The sequence below is a fragment of the Thermococcus sp. genome (assembly GCF_027008145.1).
GTDB lineage: Archaea > Methanobacteriota_B > Thermococci > Thermococcales > Thermococcaceae > Thermococcus.
In genome coordinates this window covers 1-9038 of the sequence record NZ_JALTCZ010000063.1, presented here as the reverse complement: position 1 = coordinate 9038, position 9038 = coordinate 1, and the positions used below count along the sequence as shown (strand labels likewise).

The 9038-nt window shown below is 53.4% G+C and carries 10 protein-coding genes and 1 rRNA gene; 3 read left to right on the top strand and 8 right to left on the bottom strand.

Translation table 11 applies throughout. The features are described 5' to 3' along the window. On the bottom strand, positions 1 to 317 hold a 317-nt coding region (locus MVD07_RS03110; protein WP_297498513.1), incomplete at its 3' end, for a phosphate uptake regulator PhoU. Positions 318 to 400: 83 nt separating this feature from the next. Here MVD07_RS03110 and MVD07_RS03105 point away from each other — a divergent pair. Further along, positions 401 to 1567, top strand: coding sequence for an MFS transporter (locus tag MVD07_RS03105; protein WP_297498498.1), 1167 nt, complete (start codon positions 401 to 403; stop codon positions 1565 to 1567). 10 nt (positions 1568 to 1577) lie between these two features. On the opposite strand, the gene MVD07_RS03100 is transcribed toward MVD07_RS03105, so the two are convergent. Genes MVD07_RS03100 through lysS form a run of 4 tightly spaced genes read right to left on the bottom strand, consistent with a single transcriptional unit; the run spans position 1578 to position 5911 of the window. Further along, the gene (locus MVD07_RS03100; RefSeq protein ID WP_297498510.1) at positions 1578 to 2162 is read right to left on the bottom strand and encodes an indolepyruvate oxidoreductase subunit beta; all 585 of its coding nucleotides are present in this window, start codon (positions 2160 to 2162) and stop codon (positions 1578 to 1580) included. A gap of 59 nt (positions 2163 to 2221) precedes the next feature. Further along, positions 2222 to 3373: a DUF1464 family protein gene (locus tag MVD07_RS03095; RefSeq protein WP_297498495.1), complete on the bottom strand. Its 1152-nt coding sequence runs from the start codon at positions 3371 to 3373 to the stop codon at positions 2222 to 2224. Next, complete coding sequence (locus MVD07_RS03090) at positions 3366 to 4316, bottom strand: beta-ribofuranosylaminobenzene 5'-phosphate synthase family protein (protein ID WP_297498507.1); 951 nt, start codon at positions 4314 to 4316, stop codon at positions 3366 to 3368. Before MVD07_RS03090 ends, MVD07_RS03095 begins: the two co-directional genes overlap by 8 nt. 14 nt (positions 4317 to 4330) lie before the next feature. Continuing rightward, positions 4331 to 5911: a lysine--tRNA ligase gene (gene lysS / locus MVD07_RS03085; protein WP_297498505.1), complete on the bottom strand. Its 1581-nt coding sequence runs from the start codon at positions 5909 to 5911 to the stop codon at positions 4331 to 4333. Positions 5912 to 6041: 130 nt separating this feature from the next. Here lysS and MVD07_RS03080 point away from each other — a divergent pair, with 130 nt between their 5' ends. Both MVD07_RS03080 and MVD07_RS03075 read left to right on the top strand, forming a co-directional pair. Next, the gene (locus MVD07_RS03080) at positions 6042 to 6914 is read left to right on the top strand and encodes a PhoI (RefSeq protein ID WP_297498492.1); all 873 of its coding nucleotides are present in this window, start codon (positions 6042 to 6044) and stop codon (positions 6912 to 6914) included. Positions 6915 to 6956: 42 nt separating this feature from the next. Beyond that, positions 6957 to 7565, top strand: coding sequence for a hypothetical protein (locus MVD07_RS03075; protein ID WP_297498502.1), 609 nt, complete (start codon positions 6957 to 6959; stop codon positions 7563 to 7565). Here MVD07_RS03075 and MVD07_RS03070 read toward each other — a convergent pair. From MVD07_RS03070 to MVD07_RS03060, 3 genes are all read right to left on the bottom strand, one after another. Beyond that, positions 7559 to 8125, bottom strand: coding sequence for a DUF366 family protein (locus tag MVD07_RS03070; RefSeq protein WP_297498490.1), 567 nt, complete (start codon positions 8123 to 8125; stop codon positions 7559 to 7561). The two genes, MVD07_RS03075 and MVD07_RS03070, sit on opposite strands and share 7 nt — an antisense overlap. Positions 8126 to 8129: 4 nt before the next feature. Further along, positions 8130 to 8606, bottom strand: coding sequence for a magnesium-dependent phosphatase-1 (locus MVD07_RS03065; RefSeq protein WP_297498500.1), 477 nt, complete (start codon positions 8604 to 8606; stop codon positions 8130 to 8132). A gap of 158 nt (positions 8607 to 8764) precedes the next feature. Further along, positions 8765 to 9038: ribosomal RNA gene (locus tag MVD07_RS03060) — 23S ribosomal RNA — on the bottom strand; the annotation flags it as partial.

Sequence of the window (9038 nt, the reverse complement as noted above, 5' to 3'; positions counted from 1 at the left end):
TGGAGAACCTTCCTGACCTTAACCTTGTACAGGGGCATTTCATCCGAGAAGATTATGTCAATGACGTCATAACCCTGTATGTATGCCGAGATCACGAGCCTTATGGCCATGTCCGGCGAGAACCCAGTCGATATCTTCAGAAGCTTTTTTTCACTGGTCTCTTTCGGCTCCTTCGGGAATATCGTTATGCTCCCATCGGGGTTTATGACCAGCGGGACAGTATCACCCTGTTTCAGGCTGTTCTCGCGAACCCATTTCTTGGGCAGTGAAATAATATATGAGCTCCTGCCGGTAAATTGTATCTTCCTGAACTCCATAGCTGGCACCAAGGACTATATAGATAACGGGCTTAAAGGCTTCACTTCGATATACTTATAAACGCTAAGATACATGTTACAGCATGCTCAATTCATACGGAAGGGACGCGAGGATAATCATAACGGCCAACGCGCTCGGCCAGACTTTCCTCCAGTTCTCCTTCTTCATAATACCCTTCTACCTTAAGGCACTCGGTTACGGGACGGGTATGATGGGGACGTTCTTCTCACTGCAGACAGTCACGGCCGGGCTCTTCTTCCTCTTCGCCGGTCCCCTGTCGCTGAGATTGGGCTACAAGAGAACCCTCCTTATAAGTGCCCTCCTAGGCCTCACGGGGAGGTTCCTCCAGGTGCTCGACGGCGGTACACTTGTCCTTCTGACGGGTTTTCTACTCGTTGGGATCAATATGGGGCTCAGGCAACCAAACTTCTCGGCCTTCCTCAGCGAGCTGGTTCCCGCGGAAAGGAGGCACGAGGCCTTCTCCCGGAGCTTCGGCCTTGGGACGCTCTTCAACGCCTTTGGCATCTTATTAGCGGGAGTCCTGCCGGAGTACCTCACGGGGAGAAACCTTGGGGAGGTGCAAGCATACAGAGCCACTGTTGCCATTGCCCTCCTCCAGTTCGCCTTCGTAATCCCTGCCCTCATGGTGGTTAGAGATGCCCCCGTCAGAGGAAAGAGAGTAAGGTGGAGGAAGGAACTGGTTATGAGAATACTCAAGTTCTCCCTTCCGAGCGCACTTATAGGACTCGGCGCGGGGATAACGATACCCTACATGAGCATCTACTTCAACCTGCGCTTCGGGAAGAACCTCGCCTCAATAGGTGGCGTCTTCTTCGTGATGCAGCTAGCGATGGGGCTCGGTTCCTTCCTCCTCCCGGGCCTGGTAAAAAGGATGGGCCCCGTTAAAGTTATAACTTACTTCCAGGGGGCTGCCACGTTCCTCTTCCTTGTTTTTCCCTCGATAGGAACTTTCATCCTTGCGGCGACTGTCTACATAGCAAGGGCTATCCTGATGAATATTGTCTGGCCGGTTAACACCTCCTTTATGATGGGCTTCTTCTCGACGGAGGAGAAGGCAACCGCTTCCGGAATAAGACAGGCCTTCTCGACTTTCATGCGCGGTGCCGGAAACTACCTCGGGGGAATGCTCTTCGCGACTTCCCTGAGCTACCCCTTTTATGCAACGGCCCTTTTATATGGGGTGGCAACCGCGGTGTTCTATTCTTTCTTCATCAAGAACAACAGATGAGAAAGAGGAATCATCCACCAGCCAGCTCTATGCCGCGCTCTAACGCCCTGAAGTTCATCTCCCAGAGCTTCTCACGGAGGGTGAATTTTATGCCCTCAAGCAGGGACTCCTTCTTCAGCGGGACTAAGCCCTTACCGTAGGCGTAGCCGAGCATGAGGACTCCCAGAGTCCTTGGGTTTATTTTATCAGCCTCACGCTGGAAGTTCATCATGTAAACCAAACAAATTCTCCCGATTGCTTCCTTTATTTCATCAAGCTTAGGATAGCGCTCCTTGCCGACTAAAGTGGTTGCCGTGTGGATTGGATAGGCGTTGATTATCGCGGTGCTCTTCCCGCTCAGAAAGCGCGCGTTCCTCAAAGCTTCGGCCGGCTCAAGAGCAATCATCAGGTTAGCCTCTCCCTCCTCGATGAGGGGTGAATAAACCCCTTCCCCAAACCTGAGGTAGCTCAGAACGCTACCATAGCGCTGGCTCATTCCGAGGGTTTCGCCTATCCTAACACCGTAGCCCTCAACCATTGCCGCGTTGCCGATTATTCTCGAAAGGGTTAACCCGCCCTGACCACCGACACCGGTTATTATGAGGTTGAACTCCATGAACACCACCGGAAAGAATTTGAAGGAGGGAATAAAAAGCTAAGCTTAAAAAAATTCACTCAAAGGATTAGCTTTTCGAAAATCCTAAGCTTGTTGCGCTCCTTCAGCTTTACCCAGTCGAAGATCGAACCGGAACTCTCCCTTAACCTGAGTGCCTCAACGAGTCCTCTGTATTCTCCTCCGGCTATTCCATTGGCTATTATCGCGCTTCCTTCAGCGGCTTCCTTCGCTCTGGCCCTGCTCTCCAGCTTAAGAACCTCGACTGAGAAGCCGTAGCTCTCAAAGGCATCCTCAAGGGCCCTCTTCACGTCTTCGAAGAACTCCGGAATCCTCGAAAAGCGCCCGCTGATGTAGATTGACTCTGGCACCGTTGATGGGAGCAGGCTGAAGACATCCTTGACGACGGCCTCAATCATAGCTTTGTAGCCCTTCTCAACTTTCCCGTCGTCCTTAGCTAGCTTCACAAACTCCTCCGGCGAGATCGAGAAGGGGTCGATTCCAGCTATGTAAGATGCTCCTCCCTGGAAGAGGGTAAGCTTTCCGAAGTCGTCCAGGGAGTTAGCTAAAGCGTATGCTAGCTCGCCGTCCATGAAGCCCATTCCGAGGTAACCGGGAAAGCCGGCCGTCCCAGCCATCCCATCAACTATCTGGCCGTTTTTGACGGCCATCGCCGAGGTGTAGGCGAAGCCGACCTCGACCGCTATGAGGTTCGTCCCGGAGTAAGGAATGCCCTTTCTCTCAGCTTCCTTCACCATCGCCAAAGCCACTGTGAAGACCTTGTCAGCGGTTCCAAGGTCAATCCTGTTGGCCTTCCTCCACTCGGGAACCGTCGGAAGGTGGATAACCCCAGGGGTGAAGTAGACGTTTAAATCCTCTGCCTCCCTCAGCAAAAGCATAAGCTCCCTCAAGCCGACTATCTTTAGTCGCCTCCTCACGTCGGCCTCACTGATGAACGTCGCCAGCGCTATCTCCTCATCCGTGGTCTCTCTGGCGAGCTTTAGCGGTATTCCATAGCCACAAGGGCCGACTATTGCGTCGATCTTTCCATACTCCTCCTGCACTTCCCTCAGAATGTCAACGATTATCGCGGGGTTCTCCGTTACTCTGTTCCTGTCAACGGCAGCGTCAACAATCACCTCACCGGCCTCGTCGTCAAAGCCGAATAGATCCATGCTCTTGGTTCCGGAGTCTATGCCTATCGCCTTAACCACGCTCCACCACCATCCCCCAGTTGTCAGCTTTCGTTATGAAAACATCTCCGCCGTCGCCGTTCTCATGGAGGAAGGACTCGATAATTGATTTTACTTCCTCGGCCGAGGCTTCTCCTTTAACGAGGCCGTAGAAAGCCGGCCCCCAGCTTGTCTGACAGGCACAGTAGGCTTTGCCGAGCATGAGCTTGATGCCCTCTTTAACGAGGTCACAGCAGTAGACGTTTTCCTGGTAATCGCTCCAGAACTCACCTAGAAGGTGGTTGAACTGGTAGAGGCCCTCGCCGAAGGTCTTAATGTCCCGCTCGACGAAAGCTGGAAGGATTTTCATGAGGACCATCCTTGAAAGCCTATCGGCCAGTTCTGGAGGCATTTTCTTGAGATCCTCGAGTATTTCGTCTTCCCTCTTCCTGATTTCAGCTAAGGCCTTTCTCGGCGTCTCCGGAACGGCAACCACGAAGAGCCAGTCGTCTGGCACCTCATCCCTGAAAATCAGGGGTGGAACGGCCTTCTCCCTCTTATCAACTGGAAAGCCTCCTTCGTAGATGAAGCCACCGGTTTTCATTGCATAGAAGCCGAGGGCAGTTATTAAGCCGCGTCTCATGGCGAGGGCAACTTCCTCGAAGGAAAGGCCGAGGTTGAAGAGCCTGTTGATCCCCTCGCCGATGCTCAGAGCCAGCGTCGTGTGAAAGCCAAGGCCGACCCACTTGGGGATGTAGCTTTTGACCTTCACCTCAACCGGCGGGAAGTCATGACTCTTGCGGAAGCGTTTGATGAACTTAAGTGCATCCTCATCGTTCGAGCCCTCCTTCTCAGCCTTCCTGATCTCGATTTCAAGCCTTGGAGTTTGAATGGCAAAGCCGACCGTCCCGTAGAGCCTCCCGAGATCACCACTTAAATCGGGGTTCCCTGTGTGAAGGTGAGCCGGTGCACTTATCCTTATCACTGCCACCACCCGGTTCAGATCTCAAGGCGGAGCCTCTTCACCACGAAGTCCTTGTTAAGGGAAGCGAGGAATGGTGCAAGCCTTGGCCCGCGATCCTTTCCGATGAATACCTGATAGAGGACCTTGAACCACTTCTTGCTCGGAATCCCGCGCTTTTTAGCCGAGTCAAAGATTATGTTGTTGAGCTCCTCAACGGTGAACCTGTCATGCCTCTCCAGCCACTCTGCAACTTCGAGCATGGCCTTCCTCACTTTCGGCTCCAGCTCAATCTCCGGTGGCTTCTCAAGCAATCTGAACTTAACGTCGTCTGGAGCATACTTCTCGACCCAGTTCTTGGCCAAGCGGATGCGGAGCCTTATCCTCTCGACATCCTCCTGCGCCAGCTCCTCCGGGACGTGACCCTGCTCCTGGAGAACTCGGAGTATACCATCTTCGTCGAGGTGGGGCATCTGGACGAGCGTTACAAGGAACCTGAAGGGAGCCTGAGCCGCGAGTCTTTCGGGAACCTTTGGCATTGACAGCTCGTAGGTTCTCTTTAACTCCTCCTCTTCCTCCAAGTTTTTAGCCTTCTCAAGTCCGAAGTAGATGCGCTCGACTTTATCGAACTCGTCGTAGAGGTTGAGGAGACCGAAGCCGAGATCTATCTTGAGCTCTTTGTTCGGCCTCGCCTTCGCGTAGATGAAGCGGATTATCCCTGGTTCGAGAACCTCGTAGAGATCGCTCAGCAGGATAACGTTGCCCTTGCTTCCACTCATCTTGCCCTTCTGGCCCTTTATTCCGACGAACTCGTACATTAGGGTCATTGGAGCCTTCCAGCCGAAGACTCTCTCGGAGATTTCTTTCCCCGTATCGTAGGAGCTTCCTGCAGCTAAATGATCCTTTCCAGCAGGCTCGAAATCAACCTTAAAGTGAGCCCAGCGCATCGGCCAGTCAACGCGCCAGCGGAGCTTCACGTTTCCCTCCCTTATGTCGGTCTCACCCTGGCTTCCGCAGTGTGGACATCTGTAGGAGACCTTCCACTCGCCGTCCCAGCTTACGAACTCTGCTTCCTTTCTGCAGTGGGGGCAGTAGATCATAACCGGTTGCCAGTCCTCTTCGAGCGGCGGCTGTTTTGCCCTCTCGCGGTATCTGTCGAGGATTGCCTTAATTTCGTTCCTCCTTTTGAGGGCTAACTTTATCTCCTCCGCGTACTCACCGCTCTTATAAAGCTCCCTCGCATGGAGGAAGTCCACCTCAATGCCAAGCCTTCTCACCTCTTCCTCGAACATCTCCATGAAGTGGTCGGCGTAGCTATCGTGACAGCCCCAGGGGTCGGGAACCTCGCTGACAGGCTTCGTGAGGTGCTCTTTCCACTCCGGTGGGACGTTCTTTGGAACCTTCCTAAAGCGATCATAGTCGTCCCACATGTGGATGTGGCGAACCTTCTTGCCCCTATCGCGGAGGGCGTGACCAACTATATAGGCGGTAAAGAACTCCCTAAAGTTGCCTACGTGAACGTAACCGCTCGGCGTGATCCCGCTCTCGACGACATACTCCTCCCTGTCCCCCCTTTTGCGGAGTATCTTCTCAGCCATGTAGTCAGCCCAGTGAACCACCCTCACCACCGGGCTAAGCTCTGCCCAGTCCTTTTTAAGCTTAAGCTCAGCCAACTGTAACGATTAAGAAAAGGAAAGCTTTATAAAATTCAATAGTAAAAACTACCTCTGAGCGTAGGGAGGTCTCGGTATGAAGGTTGAGGTTGGAAGGGTTCAGGTCTTTTTCCCGGCTTCGCTCGAAATACAGGAGGAGCTACTGAAGGCAGGCTTCAAGGTACTCTACGATAGGGAAACAGGAAGGAAAACGCCAGTCCCAGTCGCTGTGAGCTCCAGAAAAGGCAGGAGACTGAGGAGAGACCGGCCTCTGAAGGCGGAGAACTTCGAAAGCGACGGGAAATTTGCAAAGGTACCCGGTGAAAGAGCTACCATGGAAATCGAGCCCACCGAGAAGGGCTTCCTGATACTGAGGCCGAAGCCCCTTGAATACCATATCAAGGAGATGGGCTTCGTCTCGGTCCCGCCAAGGATATGGGGGACGTGGGCGAGCTTTTCGATACCGTTCTCGCTCTACGAAACGCTAACAGATTTTTTGAGCGAGTTCAAAACCAATGAGACAAACGGCTTTTATCTCACCTCCCGCGGAGCGGGAAAAAGGATAGAGGTCTACGCCTACAAGGGGCGGACCAGAAAAGACCTCGGGATACCGGTCTTCAGCTACGCCCTCGGCCTGCAAGGGCTGGCCTTAGCGGATGAATACCTACGCGAGAAGACGGAGGAGAACGGCGTTCCTAGGGGAAGGCTCCGCTACCTCAAGCTCGGCCTCAGGAAGAGGAAGGAGACTAAGGCCGGCCTTAAGATCGGCGTCGCCTGGGAAGATGGGAGACCGAGCGAGACAACACTGAAGCTCTCAACCACCGAGCCGAGAATTAAGATTCAGGGCCTTTACGGGGAGTTTATCGGAAAATTACGGGGAGAACTCACGAGAACCGATGAATGGTATATAATTGTTCACGCGGGTGATTTCACCAGCGCGCTCCACGGGGTAATGGGCGCTTTTGGGTGAAGGTATATTAACTACAACCCACTATTTCTTTTGGTGAAAACCATGTTAGGCACCGCCGGGGCCGTTGTGATAGCCCTTCTCTTCATACTAACAATGATAGACTTCACAAAAAAGCTCGGTTCGGAATGGGTGTGGATAAACAGAAAACTGATACACCTGAGCATCGTCCCAGCGGTTCTGATGTTCTACTGGGGCCTCATCCCAGCGTGGATTTTCAGCGGGACGGCGTTCACCTTTGGAGCAATCCAGCTCTGGTCCCACCTGAAGAAAAGGGAGCTGAGCTGGTATCAGATAGAGCACAACTATGGAGAGGTGTTCTTTGCATTTTCCGCTTCGGCAATCCCCCTGGTGCTTCCGCTTGAATACTCCACGGCTCTGCTACTTGCGATGGCGGTAAGCGACGGAGTCACGGGGATAATAAGGCACTACTACTTCAGAAGGCACGGCTTCAATGTGAAGCTCAGGAAGCACTGGACCGGAAGTCTCGGCTACTTCGTCACAGCAATTATAATAGCACTCCCCCTCCTCAACTCCGGGACGGTTGGGAAAATAGGGTGGGCAGGGATCCTGACCCTTACTGAGTATCAGGGCTGGCTCGACGACAACTTGGCTGTTCCGCTCGTTGGTGGATTGCTCTTCCTCCTCTACTGAGCCCACCTGACCTTCAGGCTGTCCTTCTTAACCTTCTCGAACTCCTCAACAAGGGCTTTTCCGCTCTTCTCCATGAAGCCCTCAACGTCGGTGATCCCGAGTTCCCTGAGGCCGATCGCTTCGACGCCCTCCGGGATTCCTTTGGCTTCCACATTCATCCCGATGTGCATCTTGACGCTGACAGGGGAAACTGTGGCTATTGAAATGCTGAGCTTTTTGCCGTTCACGTAGATATCATCGCCCTTTCTGACCGTTCTTACCCCATATTCAGCCAGAACCTCGCAGAGTTTGGCTATGAACAGTTTCTGCAGAGTTGAGGCAAAGAGGGTGTTAACAAGGTCGAAGACCTCGATTATGTAGTGCACCATGTCGTCGCTCTTTATCTCCTTGCTCTGGCGGAGATCCTCTATGTCTATCATCTCCTCGACCTTGACGTCGCATTTTCCGCGGAAGACGACGAGCGAGTTGCCGAGGATTCCAAAGTTTCTGTAAGCCCAGTGGCTTTGAATGGCCGAACCATCGTAATCGATGCGCCTATCTTTAACGACCAGCAACTCCATACTATCACCCCATCTCCTCAAGGAGTTCTCTCAGTTCTTCAAAAGACTTTACACCGACCCACGTGTGGACGAAGTCAACCTTCGGAAGGGTCGTCTTGATCTCATCAACATGGATGCACCTGTCGTCCACGTAGATGACGTCTTTAGTACCGTGGCCGATTGAGCTCAGCTCGTCGAGAGTTCTCCTTATCATGTCAGCCTTGTTCGGGTGCCCCTCGATCTTAGGGAAGATAAAGTAGTCCCAGAGGCCAAAGCCTTCGAGAATAGGCCTAACCCTCTCCTCAACGTTCCAACTGACTATCGTCAGAATAAAGCGTCGACTCGCCCAATCAAGGAACTCGCGGACGCCGGGAAAGAGACAGAGCTCTTCACCATTGGCATCGAGAATGCACTCGCCGTGGAGCTCATAAGGAGGGGTAAGTCGAGATGCATCCTCATGATCCCAGAGGGTTCCATCGAGGTCGAGCACTAGGAGACGCATAGACATCAAGAGAGCTCCGCCAATCTGGCTTTAACAGTTGCGGCACAAGAACATCACGATTGTCGCCTTGAACTACTCTAGAAGATGTAATCACAACAATAAAGAACGAGTAAAGTTTAGAGGGGCCGTGCATAGGCGAGCTGACCTCTCAGACGTCCCGCCCGGGGCACTCGGGCTGTTGGGAGCGGCAGGCTGAACGGGTCGGTTTCCCTTCCCGCTTACACCCCCGCCCCATCAAACGGGTCTTCTTCCCGAGCCCTCGTCCTGGGCAACGGACCGGTCGCCCAGGCCCAAACGCCCAGGAGTGGCCGCCTATTTTCGGGGACCGCTTCGGCCTTAGATGCTTTCAGGCCTTATCGGACGCGGCGTAGCTGCCCGGCTATGCCCTGTAGGACAACCGGTAGACCAGAGGCCGCGGCTCCCTGTTCCTCT